General features: G+C 40.1%; 15 protein-coding genes. 7 read left to right on the top strand and 8 right to left on the bottom strand.

The window, feature by feature from the left end:
- Positions 1 to 168 precede the first annotated feature (168 nt).
- Positions 169 to 2,073: an anaerobic carbon-monoxide dehydrogenase catalytic subunit gene (gene cooS / locus MSBRW_RS05395; protein ID WP_011308617.1), complete on the bottom strand. Its 1,905-nt coding sequence runs from the start codon at positions 2,071 to 2,073 to the stop codon at positions 169 to 171.
- Positions 2,074 to 2,857: 784 nt separating this feature from the next.
- Here cooS and larAH6 (MSBRW_RS05390) point away from each other — a divergent pair.
- The 3 genes from larAH6 (MSBRW_RS05390) (at position 2,858) to larAH6 (MSBRW_RS05380) (ending at position 7,105) form a co-directional block, all read left to right on the top strand.
- Positions 2,858 to 4,120 (top strand): nickel-dependent malate racemase, LarAH6 family, encoded by a 1,263-nt coding sequence (gene larAH6, locus MSBRW_RS05390; RefSeq protein WP_011308618.1) that lies wholly within the window; start codon positions 2,858 to 2,860, stop codon positions 4,118 to 4,120.
- 342 nt (positions 4,121 to 4,462) lie between these two features.
- Positions 4,463 to 5,725: a nickel-dependent malate racemase, LarAH6 family gene (gene larAH6 / locus MSBRW_RS05385; protein ID WP_011308619.1), complete on the top strand. Its 1,263-nt coding sequence runs from the start codon at positions 4,463 to 4,465 to the stop codon at positions 5,723 to 5,725.
- Between the two features lie 120 nt (positions 5,726 to 5,845).
- Positions 5,846 to 7,105 carry a nickel-dependent malate racemase, LarAH6 family gene (gene larAH6 / locus MSBRW_RS05380; protein WP_011308620.1) on the top strand — a complete coding sequence of 420 codons (1,260 nt, stop codon included), beginning with the start codon at positions 5,846 to 5,848 and terminating at the stop codon, positions 7,103 to 7,105.
- A 203-nt stretch (positions 7,106 to 7,308) separates the two neighbouring features.
- Here larAH6 (MSBRW_RS05380) and MSBRW_RS05375 read toward each other — a convergent pair whose 3' ends face one another.
- Both MSBRW_RS05375 and MSBRW_RS22885 read right to left on the bottom strand, forming a co-directional pair.
- Positions 7,309 to 8,970, bottom strand: coding sequence for a sodium:solute symporter family protein (locus MSBRW_RS05375; RefSeq protein ID WP_011308621.1), 1,662 nt, complete (start codon positions 8,968 to 8,970; stop codon positions 7,309 to 7,311).
- Positions 8,971 to 9,185: 215 nt separating this feature from the next.
- Positions 9,186 to 9,347 carry a symporter small accessory protein gene (locus tag MSBRW_RS22885; RefSeq protein ID WP_011308622.1) on the bottom strand — a complete coding sequence of 54 codons (162 nt, stop codon included), beginning with the start codon at positions 9,345 to 9,347 and terminating at the stop codon, positions 9,186 to 9,188.
- Between the two features lie 512 nt (positions 9,348 to 9,859).
- On the opposite strand from MSBRW_RS22885, the gene MSBRW_RS05370 reads away from it, so the two are divergent.
- The 3 genes from MSBRW_RS05370 to MSBRW_RS05360 all read left to right on the top strand — a co-directional run bounded on the left by MSBRW_RS05370 (position 9,860) and on the right by MSBRW_RS05360 (position 12,504).
- The gene (locus MSBRW_RS05370) at positions 9,860 to 10,108 is read left to right on the top strand and encodes a DUF2683 family protein (RefSeq protein WP_011308623.1); all 249 of its coding nucleotides are present in this window, start codon (positions 9,860 to 9,862) and stop codon (positions 10,106 to 10,108) included.
- 32 nt (positions 10,109 to 10,140) lie between these two features.
- Positions 10,141 to 11,415: a right-handed parallel beta-helix repeat-containing protein gene (locus MSBRW_RS05365; RefSeq protein WP_011308624.1), complete on the top strand. Its 1,275-nt coding sequence runs from the start codon at positions 10,141 to 10,143 to the stop codon at positions 11,413 to 11,415.
- 867 nt (positions 11,416 to 12,282) lie between these two features.
- On the top strand, positions 12,283 to 12,504 hold the full coding sequence (locus MSBRW_RS05360) for an SHOCT domain-containing protein (RefSeq protein WP_011308625.1): 222 nt from the start codon (positions 12,283 to 12,285) through the stop codon (positions 12,502 to 12,504).
- A 117-nt stretch (positions 12,505 to 12,621) separates the two neighbouring features.
- Here MSBRW_RS05360 and MSBRW_RS05355 read toward each other — a convergent pair whose 3' ends face one another.
- The 4 genes from MSBRW_RS05355 to MSBRW_RS05340 form a co-directional block, all read right to left on the bottom strand.
- A complete protein-coding gene (locus tag MSBRW_RS05355; protein ID WP_011308626.1) occupies positions 12,622 to 13,260 on the bottom strand; it encodes a GNAT family N-acetyltransferase in 639 nt (212 codons plus the stop codon).
- A gap of 270 nt (positions 13,261 to 13,530) precedes the next feature.
- Positions 13,531 to 14,526 (bottom strand): hypothetical protein, encoded by a 996-nt coding sequence (locus tag MSBRW_RS05350; protein ID WP_011308627.1) that lies wholly within the window; start codon positions 14,524 to 14,526, stop codon positions 13,531 to 13,533.
- A 183-nt stretch (positions 14,527 to 14,709) separates the two neighbouring features.
- On the bottom strand, positions 14,710 to 15,159 hold the full coding sequence (locus tag MSBRW_RS05345; protein WP_011308628.1) for a hypothetical protein: 450 nt from the start codon (positions 15,157 to 15,159) through the stop codon (positions 14,710 to 14,712).
- Between the two features lie 168 nt (positions 15,160 to 15,327).
- Positions 15,328 to 15,930 (bottom strand): pentapeptide repeat-containing protein, encoded by a 603-nt coding sequence (locus MSBRW_RS05340; RefSeq protein ID WP_011308629.1) that lies wholly within the window; start codon positions 15,928 to 15,930, stop codon positions 15,328 to 15,330.
- A 218-nt stretch (positions 15,931 to 16,148) separates the two neighbouring features.
- Here MSBRW_RS05340 and MSBRW_RS05335 point away from each other — a divergent pair, with 218 nt between their 5' ends.
- Positions 16,149 to 16,790, top strand: a complete 642-nt coding sequence (locus MSBRW_RS05335) for a sugar O-acetyltransferase (RefSeq protein WP_011308630.1) — start codon at positions 16,149 to 16,151, stop codon at positions 16,788 to 16,790.
- Positions 16,791 to 16,916: 126 nt separating this feature from the next.
- On the opposite strand, the gene cobN is transcribed toward MSBRW_RS05335, so the two are convergent.
- Positions 16,917 to 21,533, bottom strand: a complete 4,617-nt coding sequence (gene cobN, locus MSBRW_RS05330; protein ID WP_011308631.1) for a cobaltochelatase subunit CobN — start codon at positions 21,531 to 21,533, stop codon at positions 16,917 to 16,919.
- Between the last annotated feature and the right edge of the window lie 362 nt (positions 21,534 to 21,895).

Below are 21,895 nucleotides of genomic sequence, written 5' to 3'. Positions count from 1 at the left end.
TTTGATTTCTCAGGTTCTGGTCTATCCTGTTTAAAAATAAAATGTGAAAAAGAGTAGATAAATCCAAATTTTCGGCTCTCTTCTTATTAGACCTCTTATTATCAGAAATCTAATATTAATATCTGGTTTTCAGATTCCAGGCTTAGATTCCAGGCTTAGATTCCAGGCTTAGATCCCAAGCTTTTTTCTCTTTTCCATAATGTGTTGTTCTATCCCATCAACGGCTTTTACTGCATCTTTTTCCACGTTCATGACCCCGCCTGTAACTTCCCGACAGTCTTCTGTAAGCAGTTTGACCAGATTCGGGGCGCCTGTGACGGTTGGGACAGGGTTCACATAAGTATAGAGCCCGAGGGCCAGAGCAAAGATAGCATCTATTGTAGCTTTCTGTTCCATGTACTCAGGGGCTGCAGCCGCAACCGGCAGGTCAGGAACCGGAACTCCTCCGAGAGCTCCGGAGATGGCTCCAAGAAGGTCGGCAAGCCTGCCCGTATCAGTACAGGTCCCAAAGCTGAGCACTGGTGGAACTCCAAGGGCTTTACATACGGCTTTTAGACTGTCTCCTGCAAATTCTCTGGCTTCAGGAGTACAAAGGCCTGCTACCTGCATGGCCCCGTTTCCGCAACCAAGGGACAGAACAAGGATATTTCTTTTGATAAGCTCTTTTACCACAGCAACGCTGTGTACATCCTGACCGTAGTCCCTCAAGGTAGTACAGGATACCATTCCCACAATTCCTTTTATTGCTCCGTTTTTTATAGAATCAAGGAGAGGGTCAAAGCTACCTCCAAACGCTGCAAGGATGCTCTCGTTTGAAAAGCCTACCACGGCTTCTTTCATAGGGAGCTTCGAAACAGATTCTATCGAACTTTTTCGTTTTTTGAAATTTTCAATCGCCATATCCAGGAGTTGTGCTGCCTGCTTTTCGGCTTCGGTGGGATTATAGTTCAGGCGTTCCCCTATGCCTTCGAAGGCTACGAGTTCACTTACAGGCATGAGTTTAAAATTGTATTTTTCAGCATAAAGAGGAGCAACAGGGAGAGAACAGTTCATATCTGCTGCAAAGAGATCCACACTTCCACTTGCAAATACCGCTTCCTGGGAAATCCAGTTGCCTGTAAATCCGTAGAAAGCATTGTCTTCCTCCCATCTCTGGATCATTTCCTGCCCTGTTTCAATACTGGCAATAACCCTCAGGCCCTTTGCCCCTGCAGTTTTTGCTTTTTCCTGCCATTCCGGTTTTCGGGCAAGCTGGACCATGGCAAAGCCAATAAATGGTTCGTGCCCATTAGGGAGCACATTCACGTACTCAGGATCAAGCACACCAAGATCTACTCTCATAGTGTGGGGACTGGGAATTCCAAAAAGGATGTCCTGGCAATATTCGTTTACAATCTGGCTCTGGTATCCCATTGCAATTCCCAGACGCATGGCTTTTAGTGCCAGGCTCGCATAATACCCATCCACATTCGTCAGGCAGGAGCTTGTGGAAAGCATCATCTCCCCGTAGATTCCACCTGGAAATATGTCCAGTGTTCTCCACTTTTCTTTTCTTTCGGGAGGGGCGAGGAACTCAACAATCCGGCTTGGTTCGTAGGCAGGTTTGTTAAACTCCTTTTCTACAAACTCACAAAGGCAAAAAGCAACTTCTGAGTCCGATCCTTCGGTTTTGAGCCCCAGCCGGCTTGCAAACGTCCTTAACTTTTCAGGTTCCCTTATCGTATAAGGAGTGTTGCCTCTGGCAGTTTCCCTCAAGGTCCTTATGGTCTGGTCCGTATGATAGTGGTAAGTAGAAGCTCCCATCACATTTCTGAGAAGCATCATCCGCATCGCCATACCATCGGCAGTGATTCCACATACTCCTCTTTTGTCTTTCGCAGCATCCGAACGGCATGGTCCGTTGGAACACAGGTCGCAGCGCACTCCTCCCATACAGAAAGTACATCTTTTGTCTGGATTTCCTCCCAGACCCTGGGCTGCGTAACGGTCCCAGACATTCGTCATCCCGTCTTTTTTTATCCGTTCATACATATTCAGAACGGATTCGTGATAAGAAATTCTTTCTTTGTCCATTGTAAATCTTCCCCCACAACGAATTCCCTTTTCCTGCCTCCTCTGAAGCACCAAAAAAGCTCTTTCCGGTACTTATGCATCTGAATGTTTTTTAAATAGATTATCAGTGGTATGCAGGTTTGTAATGACTTTAATGTTTGTAGTGACTTTAATTATAATTGATGATTATAATCGGTGATTATTATTCGGTGGAGGAAATATTTACTTTTTAGGACTCGACACTTTGATAAGTAAAAAAGTATCTATTCAAAGTATATATTGCAATCCAATACCAAAACTCAAAATTACGTCCTTAAATCTCTAATTTTTAATTATCAATCAATCAATCAATCAATCAATCAATCAATCAATCATTTTTAATTATCAATCAATCAATCAATCTTCCGATTATGAGACCAGTTCTGAACTCTTATTTATATGCAAATAAGATCAGCTCTGGGACGCGCTCAATAAAAGAATAAGTAAAAGTGCCTCTTGCGGAGTTTTAAAATCATGTATAAATTAATGGCAGGAAATGAAGCACTGCAAAATGTTACACTGCAAATGTTACACTGCAAATGTTACACTGCAATGTTACACTACAAATGTTACCGGAAATTTAATTGGAGCTTCTGGAAAAAAGAAGCAGAAAACAAAATATAATATAAAAAACTAATTGCAATATCATAAACTAATTATAATATAAAAGTCCTATTGATGTCGGTTCGAATTCTTTTTAGAATTTAATTTTTTATTGTTTACCTATACGATTTTATATAATTAATACTATGACATCGAAACGACCATGACTACGAATGTAAAAACGATTCCACTTGCATTTGGAAGCGGGATTTTGGAGCTTGATATACCTGAGAAAAATATCTCCAGCATCATCCTGCCTTCAGAATTAGAAATAAAGGAAGAAGGGGCTTCCCTAATTAAAAAGGCGCTTGAAAATCCCATTAAAAGCAAAAGGCTTTCTGATATTGTAAACCCTGATTCGAGAATTGCAATTATCGTAAGCGATGTTACACGGCCAACTCCTACTGCAAAAATTCTTCCTCCTCTACTTGAAGAGCTTTATATTGGAGGGGCAAAAAACGAGAATATCACAATTGTTTTTGCACTTGGGCTCCATCGCGTACAAACTGAAGAAGAGTGCCGACAGCTTGTAGGGGAAGATATCTTTGAAAAAATAAGGTGTATACAGCACGACAGGAAAAGATGCAGGCATCTCGGGGAGACAAGTTTCGGAACTCCTGTTGAAGTTTTCGAAGAAGTAATAGACTCCGACGTTATCATAAGCACAGGAACCCTTGAATTTCACTATTATGCAGGATATGGAGGAGGAGGGAAGTCCATCCTTCCAGGGGTAAGTTCGGAAAAATCCATTCTCTCATTCCATAGTTTTTATAGCAAACTCTTTGAAGGAGACCCGCTCTCAGGCAGAACCGACAGTCCGGCAAGAAAGAATATAGAGGAAGCTGCAAGGATTGCAGGCCTTGACTTTATCCTGAATGTTGTACTTGACAGCAAAAAAGAGATAGTTGATGCCGTCGCAGGCGATTTAATCGGAGCCCATAGGAAAGGGGCAGAGTATGTCGATGCCATGTATAAGGTACCTGTAGAGCCTGCGGATGCTGTAGTTGTTTCCTGTGGTGGATTTCCAAAGGATATCAATCTTTACCAGGCAACAAAATCCCTTGAAAACGCCACCTCAGCGGTAAAAAGCGGGGGTTCAATTATCCTTGTAGCCGAATGTGCCGAGGGAATAGGAAACAAAGTTTATGAGTGCTGGAACAGGGAATGCAGAGCTCCTGAAGATGCAGTAAAACGTTTTAAGAACCGTTTTGAATTCGGCGGGCACAAAGCTGCTATTGTCGGGAGGACTGCAAAAAAATTCAAACTTTATCTGGTGTCAAAACTTCCGGAAATGGAAAGTAGAAACGCTTTCTTTATACCGACAAAGAGCATAGATGAAGCGCTTGAGAAGGTTCTTTCCGAAAATCCTGATGCTAAAATCCATGTTATGCCAAATGGCGGGTGGACTTTGACTGTAAAGCAATAAAAGTGTACTATAGATAAAAAGACGAAGGTTTAAGGTGCCGTTAAAATTACTTCCTCCTTAAAATTACCTTCTTAAAATTACCTTCTTAAAATTACCTTCTTAAAATTACCTTCTTAAAATTACCTTCTTAAAATTATCTCCTTAAAATTACCTCCTTAAAATTACCTTTTCATTTAAAACTGCTTTCTCCTTGAAAATTACCTTTTCATTTAAAACTGCTTTCTCCTTGAAAATTACCTTTTCATTTAAAACTACCTTCTCGTTCTTTTTATACTTGTTTACCCTTATTATTGTAAAATAATAAAAAGAAAAATAATATCAAGATAAAACATCGGCATAAACATGACTGCAAACATAAAAAAAATAGCACTTGCTTTTGGAAGTACAGGAATTGAGTTTGAAATCCCTGAAAGAAATCTTGCCAGTGTTATTTTGCCTTCGGAGTTTGAAATTAAGGAAGAAAAAGCTTCCCTTATTAAAAAATCACTTGAAAATCCCATAAAAAGCCGACGGCTTTCTGAGATTGTAAACCCTGATTCAAAGGTTGCAATCATAGTTAGTGATGTTACTCGGCCAACTCCTACTGCAAAGCTTCTTCCTCCTCTACTTGATGAGCTTTATCTTGGAGGAGCAAAGGACGAAAATATTACTATTGTTTTTGCCCTCGGACTCCATCGAAACCAGACTGAAGAGGAATCCCGAAAACTGGTTGGAGAGCAGGTTTACGAAAAAATTCGCTGCATCCAGCATGACAGGAAAAGGTGCAGGCATCTAGGAGAGACAAGTTTCGGAACGCCTGTAGAGGTCTTTGAAGAAGTAGCAGACTCCGACGTTATCATAAGCACGGGAACCCTGGAATTTCATTATTATGCGGGATACAGTGGAGGGGGGAAATCTATTCTTCCGGGAGTCAGTTCTGAAAAATCTATTCTTTCTTATCATAGCTTTTATAGCAAACTCTTTGAAGGAAAACCTCTCTCAGGCAGAACCGACAGTCCGGCAAGAAAGAATATAGAGGAAGCTGCAAGGATTGCAGGCCTTGACTTTATCCTTAATGTCGTACTTAACAGCAAAAAAGAGATAGTTGATGCCGTTGCTGGAGATTTCATCGAAGCTCACAGGAAAGGCGTAGAAGTTGTTGATTCCATGTACAAGGTGCCTATAGAGCCTGCAGATGCAGCAATTGTCTCGTGCGGAGGCTTTCCAAAAGACATTAACCTTTTCCAGGCGACAAAATCCCTTGAAAATGCAGTTTTTGCCGTAAAAAAAGGAGGCTCAATAGTGCTTGTAGCTGAATGTACTGAAGGGATCGGGGATAAGGTATATGAGCGCTGGAGCACAGAATGCAAAACTCCCGATGAGGCAATAAAGAAATTCAGAAAATGTTTTGAATTTGGGGGGCACAAAGCTGCCACTGTTGGGAGGTCTGCAAAAACCTTCAAACTTTATCTTGTCTCTAAACTTCCGGACACTGAAAGCAGAAATACTTTCTTTACTCCTGTAAAAAGCGTTGAAGAAGCACTTGAAAAGATTTTTTCAGAAAACCCTGACGCTAAAATCCATGTTATGCCCAATGGCGGGTGGACTCTGCCCGTAATAAAATAAGAATACACTATAAGAAAACAGCTATAAGAAGACGGCTATAAAAGACAGATGTGAAATGATAGCTGTAAAGAAAGACAATTCTAAAGCAAATATCGAAAAAGGTCAAGTGAAGTGCCAAATATGATTGAAAACACAAAAACAATATCATTAGCTTTTGGAAGCATGGCACTTGAGCTGGATATCCCGAAAAGAAACGTATCCAGTATTATTCTGCCTTCAGAACCTGAAAAAAAGGAAGATCCAACTTCCTTAATTAAAAAAGCTCTTGAAAATCCCATAAAAAGCCGACGGCTTTCTGAGATTGTAAACCCTGATTCGAAAGTTGCAATCATAGTTAGCGATGTTACACGTCCAACACCTACTGTAAAACTTCTTCCTCCTCTACTTGAAGAACTTTATATTGGAGGGGCAAAGAACAAAAACATTACTATTTTCTTTGCTCTCGGGCTCCATCGAAACCAGACTGAAGAGGAATCCCGAAAGCTGGTTGGAGAAGAAGTCTACAAAAAAATTCATTGCATTCAGCATGATACCGGCAGATGCAGACGTATTGGAATAACTTCCCGTGGAACCCCGATTGAGGTTTTTGAAGACATTATGGATGCCGATGTTGTTATAGGAACCGGAAGCATTGAATTCCATTACTATGCAGGATACAGCGGAGGGGCAAAGTCCGTACTGCCCGGAGTAAGCTCGAAAGAAACAGTTATCACAAACCACAAAATGATGATTGACGAAAAAGCTGTTTCCGGAAGGGTTGACGGCCCTGTCAGGCAGGACATGGAGGAAGCCGCAAAAATTTTCGGCCTTGACTTTATCCTGAATGTGGTGCTAGACAGCAAAAAAGAGATAGTTACTGCCGTTGCCGGGGACTTTCTCGAGGCTCACAGGAAAGGCGTGGAAGTTGTGGATTCCATGTATAAAGTGCCTGTGGAGCCTGCCGATGCGGTAATTGTTTCCTGCGGAGGTTTTCCGAAAGATATCAACCTTTTCCAGGCAAACAAGGCGCTTGACAATGCAACCCAGGCTGTGAAAGCAGGAGGGTCCATCATTCTTGTAGCCGAATGTGCTGAAGGGATAGGAAACCAGGTCTATGAATGCTGGAACAGGGAGTGCCGAAGCCCAGACGACGCGATTGAGCGTTTCAAAAAATGTTTTGAGTTCGGGGGGCACAAGACAGCAATCATTGCAAAAACTTCAAAGAGATTTAAGCTTTATCTGATTTCAAAGCTTTCGGACGAGCAAACAAGAAATGCATTCTTTACTCCTATGGCAAGTGTAGAAGATGCTTTATCTGCAGTGCTCTCGAAGAATCCTGACGCAAAAATTCACCTTATGCCTCATGGAGGTCAGACCCTGCCTGTTAGAAAAGAAAATTGAGAACTTCCTAAAATAAGCAGGAAATAAAGGGAGCAAAACTAAAAAAATAAACTGAAATAAAATGCAATACTGAAATAAAATGCAATACTGAAATAAAATGCAATACTGAAATAAACTGCAATACTGAAATAAACTGCAATACTGAAATAAACTGCAATACTGAAATAAACTGCAATACTGAAATGAACTGCGGAGGGTCAGGTTTAAACGCCTGTCGAATCCGCTACACTGTTTGATGTTGCTTCCGATGCTTCGTCTTCATCTTCAAACCTGAGCCTGAAAGCCTTTTTGAGAAACTCTGGAGAGAAACGGGGTGTCATAAGGCTTACTACAATCAGGACAAGGAAAGACAGTGGAGTTGCGATCATGATTGGATCTACAAGGGGCCAGGTGCCTGTAAGTAAAGTTTCTTTTCCAAAGATTGCCTGGCAGATTCCTAGAGACACTGCTTCTTTTGCATGGACAAAGACCAGCCAGAAAAGACTGCTTATCGATCCTATAACAAGACTTGCAGTTGCTCCGGCTTTCGTTGTGCGTTTCCAGAACAGCGCTCCAATATAGAGAGGCAGGAAAGCGGATGTGCACAGTCCCATGAACATGGCAGTAGTTCTTGCGATAATACTTCCAGGAAGAACGTAAGCCAGAATAACTGCTACCACGATGGTAAAGGCAATTCCTATTTTTGTAACATGAACCGTGCTCGAACTTGACTTGCCTTTCATAAGGCCGTGCTGGTAAAAGTCATATCCTATGGCTGTACCCATGGTGTGGAACTGGGCAGCTGCAGTAGACATTGCTGCCGAAAGCAGGCTTAGCATGAATATTGCCACAAACAGCGCGGGCATTGCGTGGTTCAGGTATGCGGGAATTATAAGGTCGGTGTTTCCACCCGGGACAAACTGAGTGGCGATCATTCCTGTAGTTCTGTAAAAGTATACATTAGAAAGTGCTCCCACAACATATGTAACTCCTGCCATCATAAGAAGGAAGGGACCTCCCACAGCAACTGCTCTTTTCAAGGAACGGTCGTCCTTTACAGTCATGAACCTGACTGCAAGCTGTGGCTGTGCAAGTGCTCCTATCCCTACCCCCATAACAATTGTGGAAACCATTGTCCACCAGATTGAGGAATTAAAAGCTGGCATTGAAGTCCAGCCCCTGTGACCCTGGTCAACAAGCGCCTGAGGCACAAGGTTTGCCATATTGGTAAGAGCCTGGTGGGCTTCTACGACTCCTCCCAGTTTACTGTAGGTATATACCAGCAAAAAGGTCATTCCTATCAGCATGATAGTGGCTTGCATTGCATCCACGTACATTACTGAGAGGAGGCCGCCTTTAATTACATAAAAAGCAATGATGACGATAAAGATCAAAAGAGCGACATTATAGTTTATCGCAAGCGTGGTTTCAAGAAATCTGCCTGCTCCTATGATCACGCTTGCAGCATAAAGAGGCATGAAGACCGCTATAAGGAGACCGGAAAATGCTTGAATAAATCTTGATTGGAAACGTTTTCCTATGAATTCAGGGTAAGTAATGGCTCCAAGGTTTAGCCCCATGCGCCGGGTTCCTGGGCCAAAAATCACGAAGGCAATGAAAATTCCGAAAAAGATATTCATAAAGACAAGCCACAGAAGCCCCATTCCTGAGGAAGCGGCTACTCCTCCAAATCCTATAATTGCAGAAGTGCTGATGAACGCAGCTCCGTAGGAGAGAGCCATAATTGCCGGGGGTACACGTCGGCCTGCAAGCATATACCCATCATCGGTCTGGGAATTTTTCTTATACCCCAGTCGGGCAACGTAGAAGGTGCACATAAAGTAAATAATGACAAGGAGGATTAGAGTTGAAGTACTGACTGCCATAAAAATTACTCCAGAATAGTTTCGACTACTGTTTTTTCTCAGGTATTACCAAAAAGGTTTGATTGAAGTAATCTCTTTAGAAAAATCTATAAAATAAATTTCTCACTAGTGTCAAGAAAATTTAGTTATTGGTCACATGTTAACTCTGAATCGCTACATATTGATGAGAATAAATCAAAAATTATGCCCAATAATTAAATTGCCATGACACTAGTTTACTGGTCTTGAGTCACCTGTTTCTGGGTACTGCTCTTTACTACCTGTTCTTCTTTCTCCTCTCTCCAGTTCAATGCTCCATAAACCATGCATCCGAGTGCACTAAATATACAAGCAAGATATGCAAGCCAAATTTGCGGATCATTTATTCCTAATACCATCTACAATAACCTTCCTGGAAAATATCCTGACAATAGTTAACGTGATACTTGTTAGCATTATACATTAATCTTTTTGTTATTTAAATATATTGAGTAAGGTAAAATTCCAGCAGAAAGTAACGAAGTGAATTCTGAAAAACTAGATAAACAATTTTAGACATTTCCGTCACAGATCCAATTGGATCATGAGACCTTTAACTTAATTCCTTAACTTAATTCCAAAATCTAGAAGGACTTTTATACTCAGATTATTAAAAACCAGCCTGATTGTTTTATTTTTATTTTTCTTGTTTTTGATGCATAGTTTTTGTTGTAAAACTTATGAATTTTCTTAGTCGTGTGCCAATTTTTCTGTAAACTCATAAATCTCAAAAAGTAGCTAAACCAAATCTGAAACCTTATCCAGAAATTCAGCTTTGAATTTGCAGAAAAATTGCCATACTGTCTCATTACCAAAAAACATATCAGAAGCAGAACGATGTATATTAATATGGCATTAACCTTTTATTAATATGGTATATGTGGTTCAGGCAATTATAAACATTGATGAACGCACTAATAGAATTTTGAATATTATCAAAGCTAAATATGGTTTAAAAGACAAAAGTGCTGCTATCAATAAAATAGCTGAAGAGTACGAAGACGTGATTTTAGGACCAGAGTTAAAACCTGAATACATTGAAAAATTGAAAAAAATCGGAAAACAGGAAGCTATAGAAATAGGCACGGTTGAACACTTAAGAAAACTATACGGTCTTTGATTTTATGTATTGTTTAATAAGGAATCTAAAAAATGAAAATATATTCCACTGTCATTCTATCTATCATTCTATTTATGTTACTGCCACCTGGAATAGCTGGAGCAGCAAACCAAACTGATATTAACCAGGAGCTTCAGCAGGGAGGAATAATTCACCTTCCTGCTGGAAATTATACTTTGACAGACTCAATAATTCTCCAATCTAACACCATTCTGGAAGGTGAACCCGGAACTGTAATCACAATTCCGGATCACGCCGGATGGCCTGCATGGAAACCATTAATCTCAGGAAATGGTGTTCAAAATGTCACAATTCGAAGTTTAGAAATTAATGCAAACAGTGACGGAAATTCCGAAACTCCGCATGGTGCAGGATATCATAACTGCATCTATATGATCGATTGTGATAATGTACAGGTATATAACTGCACTTTTCACAATGGTCTGGGAGATGGCCTGAGAATTAAAAGAAGTAAAAACATCGAATTTTATAATAATCTTGTTTACAGACTCGGGCATGAAGGCTTCTTTGGCATTGAGAGCCAGTACATTGAATGCTTCAATAATCGAATAACTACAAGAACAAACAGTGGCCTTAGGATCTGGAACTCTGCAAATGTCAGATTCCATGACAATGTTATAGATGCACAATTGGACGCTGGCGGGGGTGATCCTGGCATCCAGATCGAAGATTCCAAAGGCACTGTAAGTAATGTAGAGATCTATAATAATGTCCTTAATAGAACATGGGGAAAAGGTGTCTGGTTAGTTGCCTATGATGCAGGAGTCTCAAACACTCAGGAGGTTCTGATCCATCACAATTTGTTCTATGAAATAGGACAGAGTTATAACATTCCATCTACAGGAGGCATAGTCAATGATGGGTTCCAGGACACTCAGATTTATAACAATGTTTTTGATGGGGTAAAAAATAACGCCTTTAGAAATCAAGCTGGAGGGCAAGGTACAGTAATAAAAGATAATGTTTTTACAAATACAGTTCAACATACTGCAATTTCTCAGGCGGGAACAGGGTATGCGATTGCTGATCTTGTAGAAGCAAACCTTTCTGTAACTAACAATTCATTTTACAATAATGAAAACGGGGATGCATATCAAACAAGCATTTCGAATGCCGATTTTAGAGATCCTGAAACTCATCAGACTTCTTCAGGTTGGACCTGGACAGGCTCAACATGGACATGTAAGTTTGTAAAACCAATGGAATTGGACTCTATTCCACTTACTACAACCATCAGGTTACGATTGATGGCAATAATATACAGAGCATATTATATAGTAAATTAATTTCAAAATTCTTTTTAAACCGAGCGTAATATAAAGTTGTGATATTACGAAATTTCTTGTATTCCAACCGTTTTAACTTCAAATTCAGTTAATTTTCTATCACATATAATTTTCTATCACATATCTTTTTAAAATTTTAAATTTTACAGAAAAAATCCACATGCTTCCAAAAAATTGCGGAGTATATAAAAGTTCTGTGTATCTAACGTTCTGTAAAATTGCTTCTCACACGGTTTCTTATAAAACCGCACTCTGAATAGACTCTCTGACATTTTCTGAAACATAGCACTTTTCCTACAAAACTATTTAATTATCTGGCTGCCTGGAAATTTTCCATTTTCAGGCTAGATAATGGGCATCTAGTTTCATATTTTATTATAGTTATAGACCCCTTGAAAAATGATTAGTTTTTTAAGGAATATTAAACCTTATTTGCCAAATATAATGTAGTGTCAGCCCTCTCCCAGTTAAGATACATTCATTAAATGATCTATTTGCTGTTTAAATGACTTAAGTACTTTAATTGGTAAATTAAACGTTGATTTTTCCTTACTTTTAACATTGAATTTTGTATGGATAAAAATGACATCAGATACCTTATTTATAAATAAATATAAATTGTAAAAGAATAAAGTATTTATCTCAATTTTTTCTTGATTTAAAAGAGTATTATAAATTGTTTATCTAAAAAATTGATTTTTAGAGTGTACCTTAATTGGGGAAACTCTAAATGCATACCTATCATCTAAAATAAGCATTGTATGCCCTTAGTTTTAGTACTGATTTGGAAGGATCCTATATAGTTAATAACATTAAAAGCACAAAGTACTTATTTAATTAATTAAATATGATACGAGGGGTCAATCAATGATAGGGTTAAGTGAAATTCTAATAATCTTTACAGTACTCATATTTTGGATTCCCATAATTGTACTAGCTTGTCTGGGAATTAAATGCCTTATTAATTGGAAAAAGACATGTGGATATGAAGTAAAGTCTGCATTGGATATCGCAAAAGAAAGATATGCTAAAGGTGAAATTACAAAAGAAGAATTTGAAGACATGAAAACGATTCTGATTTCAAATTGATAATCTTAAAAATCTTTTTTGGAGTTTCTAATGAATGACAGTCTCATCTCTGTGTTTCGAATATTTTTTTCATTTGCTGGGGAAGCATTTGATAGGGAAGCGATTGTTAGATGAATGTTACTTTAGGTATGATCTGATTGCAATTGAGAATATTTCCTGGGAAGGGTTGTATCCTTTTTCTTTATGTTCAAATCTTTTGTCATATTTTTCTGCATCAATTTCATTAATTTCTAATACCGGACTATATTTATACTTCCAGTTATGCCCTTTAACAACTCCCTCTTTTAATTCTAGAGCAAGCATGCCGTAAGGGTATTCACCAGTCATGTCACTAATATTGAAATCTTTGCTGCTTTTAAAACCGTGCTTGCAATAGTTATGAGGGTCGCCAAATATCACAATTACATTTATTCCATCGTTTTTAGCAATATCAATTGTGTGGTGAATTAATGCACTGCCTACACCTTTCCGCTGATATTTTGGTAATACACTTATGGGGCCAAAACTTGCAATTTCTATCTTAACTCCATCTTCCGAATACAACCAGGCTTTGGTGTACATAATATTACCAATTATTTCACCATTATATTCTGCAACAAAATCAAGTTTCTTAATAAAATCTGGATGATCTCTCATGATATGTACTAAATAATGTTCATTACAACCAGGTACATAGAGATTCCAAAATGCTTCTCTCGTTAAGTTTTCTACTTGATTAAAGTCCTCTACTTTTTCATTGCGAATTATAATATCCATGATAAATTCCTTTTTATTGTTTTATTCGGTATAAACACCTGATTAATACTAATTACAGCAATTCAATGATATTAAATATCAGTATATTGGGCTTTATATTGTTGAATGCAGTATTTTCCCGTAAAAGTATTCGATTTTGCAGGGAATCTCTTAAATCGTGGAAAGAGCTACAGAAATACTTATTAGAGCTTCCATGACATCAGCTGCAAGAAAGAACAGTAGCGTTTTACGTGAAACTGTTGTTATTTCTCTATTATTGCTTTTAGCTTTTCAGTTTTTGGGCTTGAGATCATATAGATAAATATCTCTTACATCCGGAGATTCCGAATTTCGACCATCTGCATATACAATTTTGTCGCCATAAATAGATGGATTAAATGCACAGGTGCTGGTTGTTATGCGGGTTGTTTTGGCAGTAGACATCTCATACATGTAGATATCCCCAACGCCAAAAGAGTGAGGACGATTTAATGTATATACTATCCGTTTGCCATATATTGCAGGATCAATTGCATTTCCACTATTGGTAACCTGAGTTACTTTATGGGCAGTAATATCATACATATACAGATTGCCTGATTCTATCCATACTACGACATTTCCGTAGATATCGAGTCCCTGGGACTCGTAGCCTGAACTATTCGTAGTTGTTATTGTGCTCGTTTGGTGAGTACAGATGTCATACATGCAGATATCATAACCACTGCTGTTGTTAGCTTGAGACCATACAACTGTCTTATCGTATATAGCAGGATAGCTGTGAACAGTGATAGCAGGATAGCCGTGAACAGTGACTATTTTAGTTTCATTGTTAGTATTGAGATTATACAGATAAATTCCGTTATTTTGGTGATCTTGACCAGAATAATAGTTGCTATCAGTATACACTATATAATTGCCGTAAATATCAGGGGCACGCCGTTCAGATGCTATCTTAGTTTCATTGCCTGTAGAAACGTCGTACATATAAACAGAATCAGCCTTACCATCGGCATCAGTCCATACAACCTTATTTCCATGTGTATGAGTTAGGCTTTCTACAGCATGACCACCCTCAATATCTGTTCGTTTTCTTGTAGTCAGGTCATAGGCATGTACACCATTCCCAGCACTCTCCGTCCAAAAAACATGGTTATCATAGAATGATATTCCAGATGTTAATCGTTCATCTTGAGTGAGTTGAGTTTCTGTTCCAGCCGATGCAACTGTTACTAATGCAACGAAAAGAAAGAAAATTAAAAATACTGAGAGAACTCTATTTTTCATACTTTTCATCACCTGATAAACTATTACCTCTGCACACAGAATAATCCTGTAGAAAATAAGATTAGGAGCTAACAGGGAGCAGGCCAGAGAAATGCAGTAATTTTTCTAAAACTACTGATTGGGTGAGCTTCTTATAATCAAATACAGGAACGTAAATAAGCCGTCCTTTACTCTCAAGTTAAGTCAGGATTTACTGCCCTCCAGATTTTTTGAAATCTTTTCCATTACGTGTTTTCCTACATACGTTAATACAATTAAGTATATACCAAAGAACCGGTCGGATTCTGGGAAAAAAATCTGTGGAATTGATATCATAAGAACAAAGATTCCGAATGCAAGCCACTTAAATGCGTTCATTATTCCTGTTGACGGATCATTGGAATAAACGCGCTTTATTTTGTAGTGTGTCCACGTTCCGAGAAGAATAGACACCGTAAAGCAAAATGCGGCTAGAAACAATATTACTTTTATTAATGAACCGCTTTCATATTCGTTAAAGTCGATTGTTTGGATCGCGTATACTACGAACCATAATAATAATGCAGCGAACCCAATAACTTGGATCATTCTGTCTTTTATAAAACATGAAGATGGTTCGATTTTATTATAAGTTCGAAGATTTTCAGTACCCAATAAATCACCTTTCTCAACACTTAGCGATTAACCTTAGTCACATCTTTCTAAATATATCTATGTATTTTCAAACAAATTTATACTGGAGCTTAAAAGCATTGCTTTCCCTAGTAGACACAAGACAGATCCATTCATTTCTCCTCTGATTTATATATGTGAGTCAATGCCTTACACAATTTTAATTCCCAGAATCCGCGCAAGTTCTATTGCTTGCTCTGCATTGACTATAGCCCCTCTGAGTTCCTTGTATGTATCGGATACTGTAATCCCATCAATAATACAATCCGCTAAATCGATGTCTTTGAGTAAGGTCTTAAAGAAATCCGCACCTGTGAAATTAACCGCTATCAGCTTGGGCTTCTTTAGCCGGATCTCGGATAAGAAAGCTTCCTTGAAATTGCAGTCATGAATGGTGCAGTTCTCCAATACAGAACTTGAAAAATCCACATATCGAAAGGAATCGTCAATTAAAGAGGTTTGTTTCATGCAGCTCTTACTGAAGTTACCGCCATCGCCCTTGCACTTTAACATTTTGGAGCCTTTCCAGTAGCTATCCATAAATCTGCAATTCGCAAAATTGCAGTTATCAAATACCGAATTGTAAAAGAGGGCTTTTGAAAAATCACAATTGTTGAACTGGCATTGTATAAACTGTACCGATTCAAATTCTATCCTTGCAATATCGACGTCCGAAAGAATATCGCCTTCAAAGCACATATTTTCTATATAATTGTCATCAGATTTTGCGGCTATAATTCTGCTTTCCAACATGCTTCCATCTCCATATCGATGTTTCCAAATGATTATACTATAAGAGTTAGGAATAAAAGACTCTAAATAATATCAACAAATTCAACTGGTAAAATAGTATTTTCTGATGTCACATTTCAATTATTTATATAACACGTAGATAAATAGAAATTTTATGGTTTCCCAATCGAAGTCACAATATCAAAAATCAGTATTTGAGAGATGGAGGAAACTCTCAGATGAGAGAAGAAGAAAAGATATTTTCGGGCAAAATGTTTGATTCGCGCAAAAAAGAACTGAGAGACATCAAGCATAAGGCGCACACTGCATGTCAAAGATACAATGCAATGGACGAATATGATCCCGAACGTTTGCCAATTATCAAGGAATTTATTGGCGGCATCGGCAAGAAATATTATTTTCAGGGACCTATCCAGTTTAATTATGGCTGTCACACCTTTATTGGAGAAAACTTTGTTGCGAATTTCAATCTCATGGTGATGGACGACGCACGTATTTATATTGGCAACAATGTATGCTTCGGACCGAATGTTTCGTTAATGGCCACTTCTCATCCCCTGATTGCCCAAGAACGTATGGGAACAGATGAAAACGGGAACACGATAATGGCCGAATATGCCGAAGAAATCCATATCGGCAACAACGTGTGGATTGCATGTAATGTTGTTGTATTGGGCGGCGTACATATAGGAAACAATGTAGTAATCGGTGCCGGCAGTGTCGTAACAAAAGATATCCCGGATAACCATCTTGCTTTTGGCAACCCTTGCCGTCCGGTTCGTCCGATCACCGAAGCCGACAGTAAAAAGCATTTGATTTTAGAAGAAGACCTCAAGCATTTTGGATATAACATTAAATAATTAAGGTCAAATTAAGATCAAATTCAGGTCAAATTCAGGTCAATATGTACCTGAATTTCAGAAAAACAGAAAAGAAAAGAGCATCAAACGAAAGCCCTCTTCTTTCAATACTCTTTTAATAAATATTTACATTTTCTTTTTATAGAACCCGAAATAGATTCCACCAATGGCTGCTATCACGAAGAGAATTCCAAAAATATCGGAACCCGAAAATGAGAAACCGCTATTATCTGGTTCTTCGGTGGAATCTTTCTGCATCTCATAGCCTTCAACATAATCCGAGTCAGCAGATGATTTCGAGACCTCAGGTGCAGGTTCGGGGGAATCGACCCCATATCCCGTATCGCTCTCTACAACAGTCTGATTGCTACTCTCCGTACTCCGAATTACAGGTGTCGAACTTCCTTTATTACCACCACTGCTGTGTTTTTCACCACTGCTACTTTGTTCTTCAGTCTCTTCTTGTTCAAGAGATTCCTGCGTAGCATTTTCTATTGCTTCGCTAAAACCTGGAACCGAAACCATGCCTGATACGTAGCTATTGAGAAGGGGGTTTCCGCATGTATGGTGGCAGCAGGTAACCCCATCTTCGACCACGGAGTCTTCATATTCCGTAGCAAGGCTTTCGAGTACCTCATCAGAGGCGTCCCAGTTGCCTTTGCGTGCGGTCTCCAGCATCCGGGCTGTCATGGACTGGTAAGCATAAGGATTATTCTTCTTAATCCAGTTGCTAAGTTCCTGGTCCGCCACGTACGTCTTATACACCTGGTTCCACATGTCATCACTGATCAAATCCGGGTTCGTAGCTTCCCAGCCCCAGAGGTTCTCAACGAAATCCGACATTTCCCTGGCTCCTGCATAACCGCTTCCCTGCATACCTTCAATCCACTTCGAATTGAAATATCTGGAGTAGGTTTCCCTCGTAAGAAACTTTTCTAGGGTTTCGGTTTTCTCGTCCCCATTTGTCAGCATGTTCGTGATATATGAATCAGGATACTCTCCTCCCGAAACGGAACTGATAGCAAGATTCAGCCCTCCAAGGTACTGGAAGAAATCGTCATTATCCAGAGTCCCGTAGAGGTTTGTGCTCCGGCTGTGCACTGTAGCTTCAACCCCTTCAAGGTTTTCTTTAAAAAGATCCTTCAGATCTTCGCCCCACACATCTTCTCCGTAGGCATTGCACATCTTGTTGATGTAAAGCTCTGCAAGAGCGTCGTTGCTTTCCCAAGTATCACTTGAAGAGATCGCATTTGGAAGGCCTGTGCCGTAGGCGCCGTCCGAAGACCCGAAAATCCTGAGCAGGGAAAGGTCCAGAGCCTCACTATCATTAAGGGAACCTTCACTCGTCAAAGAAGATTTCAGAGCATCTGCATTTTCCCGGACATAATTGGGAGAGTCTTCCTGGGCATAAGCCAGTTTTACGGCCTTGTCCAGCAGGCGAACCTTGTCAGGGTACATGTCCCTGTAGAGTCCAGAGATCTGCATTACAACATCAATTCTTGGCCTGCCCAGCGTCTCCATTGGAATAGCTTCCACATCAACTACTCTGCCGCTGTTCCATACAGGCTTAACCCCTAGCAGGTAGAGGATCTCTGCTTCCATAACCCCTTCGTGCCTTGTTGTTTCTCCTGCCCAGAGTACGTAAGCCACCTTTTTCGGATAAGTCCCGTGCTCGGTAACATAAGCTTCAAGCATCTGGTCAGCCATTTCCTGACCGAGAGTCCAGGCAGCTTCTGTTGGCACTATCCGCTGGTCAAACGCATAGAAGTTTCTTCCAGACGGCAGAGTTTCCGGATTTCTAACAGGGTCTCCTCCCAGATTTCCAGGGATAAACTTGCCGTCCAGGGCATTGAGAACCTGATCGATTTCCTCTTCTCCAAGAGCCAGGTTTGCAGCATATTCTTCCGCATTGGATAGGAGGGTACTGACGGTTTCATTGCTTTTTCCGAGCACCTGCTTCTGGGCGTTTGTGGAATTGACTCCCTGGTTAAGGACAAGGTCAAGCAAATAAAGCTGAGCCCCTTCGGTTTTATTGAATTCATTAACCGAGTCTGCAAAGTCAGTTCCAAGCATAGAATTTACCATGCCAACAAGCTGCTCTCCTTTAGGGCTTGTACCCAGGATATGAAGCCCGTAAGGCATAGACTGGCTCTTATACTCGTCCAGAAGATCTTCAAGCCCTTCAAGGAAAGTGGTATTAAAGTAAGTCTCGTTATTTTCTGCCTCTGTCATGTTAAGTTCTTTATCCAGGGAAAGAGACTGAGTCAGGTTTAAGACTTCAGACCTGTGAGCCGCTTTAAGAGAGGCATCAGCCTCAGCCTGTTCATAGTTCTGGATAGCTTCACTCAGATTTGAATAATTCCCATAGCTTCCTGCCGAAAGAATCGGGGGTACAAGATGGTCAACTATTACTGCTCCTCCTCTGCGCTTTGCCTCATTGCCTTCTCCGAGCCCATCCATAACGTAAGGATAAATCACGGGCTTATCACCTATCATCAGGGAAGGCCAGTCGTACCGAGAGAGCCCAAACTCTTTTCCAGGCAGCCATTCCTGAGTCCCATGCCTGCCGAAATGAACAAGGGCATCACTGTCGAATCCTCCTTCTTCCTCAGAATGCTGGAGCCAGAGATAGAAAGCAATGTACTGGTGGTGAGGAGGCAAATCCTTGTCGTGATAGAGAGCCTCATTATCATCAAGCCAGCCTCTTGAAGGCTGTGGAGCCAGAATCACATTCTTCCCTACCTCAATTCTGGGAATAACAAGGTATTTTCCAGTCTCGTTTTCCCAGACCATAATCTTTCCAGGTGCAGGACCCCATTGGTCAATGACCTCCTGCTGTCTTTCTTCAGGGAGTTCCGAGAACCATTTCTCATAAGTACTTTCTGGGAGAAGAACGACTTTGCCGGTATCAACCATTTTCTGGAGTTCTCCAGGTGCCCAGGTCCCTATGTTTATACCCTGGGTAAGCATCAAATTCAGGAGATCAGTTTCGTTTAAGGTCTGATTTTCATTCAGAGCATATCCGTCTTTAGACATAGCGTCAAGAAGGTTTGACAAACTTGGAATGACATCAAGATAAGAAGCCCCTATGTTATCCTTCCCTCCTCCATGATTATAATAGATTATAGCAACTTTTTTGTCCGACTCCGGAATTTCACTGAGGTTCACCCAACTTTCCACACGGTCAACAAGCCAGTCTACCTGGTAATCTATGGAAACCGAAGTTTCAGTCTCGGTTTCGGGATCTACTTCCGTTGCAGCCATTATTATTGGGTCAATAGCTCCCCAGAGTTCCTGCAAATCGAGCTTCATCATCTTGTCCGCAGGAAGCGGTCTGCTGCTGGCTTCATAATCGGTCCTGTTCATGTAATTGTCAACAATGCCGTTGATTACAGGCACACCGAGCTCTTCGGCATCAAATTTGTTGCCAAAGTATGTAAATGAAATAATTGCATCCACAAGAACCTCATCTCCCTGCTTGAAAAAGTCGCCGGAGGCAAGATCATCAGATCCGTATGTGGCAATAACATTGTAGTCTTTTGCTTCCAGTTTTGAGATCAGGGCATCAATTGGCTCAATCTGGAAGGGGAAATAGCTCTGGTACATGGTGATTGCAATTGTAGGCTTTGCAGGATCGTAGACATGCCCTCCATCGCTCCGGTTTGAATACCAGGCAAGATAGGTATCCAGAGAATCGGTAAAGTAACCTGTCATGTTCGTGTGATAAATCGCTCTTTCTGGAAGCGTATGCGGCTCCTCATATAGCAGGTCAGATCTGCCGCAGCAGTCACTGGCGATGCAGAATATAAGGTTTTTCAAGTTGTTCTGGTCGTAAGCCCCATTACTCCAGTAGTCGTTCAGTTTTTCCCTGTAACTTTCGATCTGGTCTTCAGGAAGCGGGATGCTCTCATTCAGAAGGGTATCGTCATCAATAACCACACACCCGTTAGCAATTGCACTGTCCACTGTCGGTGTGAGCTTCTGGGCTGTTGAAGGACTGAGCATGTTGATGTAGATTATGTCCATTGCACTAAGGTCAACGTCATTTTCCATTACGTAGTCAGCCATAAAGCAGCTAAGAGTAAGGTTCAGGCTGTTGTTACTGTTGACCTCTTCCGCTAGATTTTTTAGTGGAAGCTCATGGCTTCTGTATCCGGTCACAATGGCAATGTTCAGGTGCTGACTGCTGCTGGAGTTACTCTGGACCTGGCTGGAGTTATCTTGAGTTTCGCTGGAATTACTCTGAGTCTCACTGGAATTATCCTGAGTTTCTGTTCCAGCTTCCTTTAACAGAAGAACGTTTGTGGAACCCAGAGGTATAGGGTCAGCATTCATCTGTTTCTGGCGGGTAAGTCCACTGATTATAGCACTTCCAGAAAGACCAGCCTCACTGACAGGCAGGTCAAGAAGGGCCTGAGACTCATTTTCATCGATATTCCTGCTGGAGGTATCAAGAGTCACTATAAGGTCCGTTCCGTTTTGAACCTGAATTTGTTCATCGGCACGTCGCCATTTGTCCTCATTATAAAGAGCTATAAGCGTATAATTTCCGTCGGGAACGCCGGAAAACAGGTAGTTGCCTTCGGCATCACTGGTTGTACTGGCAATGAGTTCATACTGAAGATTTCCGCTTCCAGCCGCCGGAGAAATCGAAAACAACGTTAAAAGCATAAAAAATGCCAGTATTGAAGCCTTAATTTTTTTGTTCAAAAGGTTCGTTTCGTTATTCAACTGTTCATTCATGATTCCTACTCCAGAAAATAATTTAATATACCGAGTTGTGAGGATATTATTACTAATCTTGAGACTGCACGCTGCTTGAAAGAAATTCTTTACTGTTTAACTTTCAAATTTTTTATTAATAGATATGAAGAAAATCAAATTAATAAGAACAAGAAATTGCATTATATACAAATAACGAAAGTAAACTTTACTTATCAGTGCAAAGAAAAACACTATTTAACACCTGTTATTAAAGGATATTTTAAAAAACAATAACCTCACAAATTCTCAAATGCTCACCTCAATATCGTAAACAATTACGTAATTTCAGCTCAATTTTAGTTTACTTGTATAAAAGACTAAGATTTTAGATAATAATTATT

This window comes from Methanosarcina barkeri str. Wiesmoor (assembly GCF_000969985.1).
GTDB classification, from domain to species: Archaea; Halobacteriota; Methanosarcinia; order Methanosarcinales; family Methanosarcinaceae; genus Methanosarcina; species Methanosarcina barkeri_B.
The sequence above is the reverse complement of the archived record's forward strand: the minus strand, read 5'-3'. Positions and strand labels throughout refer to the sequence as shown.

Excerpts from the sequence above, each read along its gene's own strand:
- larAH6 (WP_011308619.1), top strand. The coding sequence starts at position 4,463 with ATGACTGCAAACATAAAAAAAATAGCACTTGCTTTTGGAAGTACAGGA.
- MSBRW_RS05365 (WP_011308624.1), top strand. The coding sequence starts at position 10,141 with ATGAAAATATATTCCACTGTCATTCTATCTATCATTCTATTTATGTTA.
- cooS (WP_011308617.1), bottom strand. The coding sequence starts at position 2,073 with ATGGACAAAGAAAGAATTTCTTATCACGAATCCGTTCTGAATATGTAT.
- MSBRW_RS05335 (WP_011308630.1), top strand. The coding sequence starts at position 16,149 with ATGAGAGAAGAAGAAAAGATATTTTCGGGCAAAATGTTTGATTCGCGC.
- MSBRW_RS05375 (WP_011308621.1), bottom strand. The coding sequence starts at position 8,970 with ATGGCAGTCAGTACTTCAACTCTAATCCTCCTTGTCATTATTTACTTT.
- cobN (WP_011308631.1), bottom strand. The coding sequence starts at position 21,533 with ATGAATGAACAGTTGAATAACGAAACGAACCTTTTGAACAAAAAAATT.
- MSBRW_RS05355 (WP_011308626.1), bottom strand. The coding sequence starts at position 13,260 with ATGGATATTATAATTCGCAATGAAAAAGTAGAGGACTTTAATCAAGTA.
- MSBRW_RS05370 (WP_011308623.1), top strand. The coding sequence starts at position 9,860 with ATGGTATATGTGGTTCAGGCAATTATAAACATTGATGAACGCACTAAT.
- MSBRW_RS05350 (WP_011308627.1), bottom strand. The coding sequence starts at position 14,526 with ATGAAAAATAGAGTTCTCTCAGTATTTTTAATTTTCTTTCTTTTCGTT.
- larAH6 (WP_011308620.1), top strand. The coding sequence starts at position 5,846 with ATGATTGAAAACACAAAAACAATATCATTAGCTTTTGGAAGCATGGCA.
- MSBRW_RS05360 (WP_011308625.1), top strand. The coding sequence starts at position 12,283 with ATGATAGGGTTAAGTGAAATTCTAATAATCTTTACAGTACTCATATTT.
- MSBRW_RS22885 (WP_011308622.1), bottom strand. The coding sequence starts at position 9,347 with ATGGTATTAGGAATAAATGATCCGCAAATTTGGCTTGCATATCTTGCT.
- larAH6 (WP_011308618.1), top strand. The coding sequence starts at position 2,858 with ATGACTACGAATGTAAAAACGATTCCACTTGCATTTGGAAGCGGGATT.
- MSBRW_RS05340 (WP_011308629.1), bottom strand. The coding sequence starts at position 15,930 with ATGTTGGAAAGCAGAATTATAGCCGCAAAATCTGATGACAATTATATA.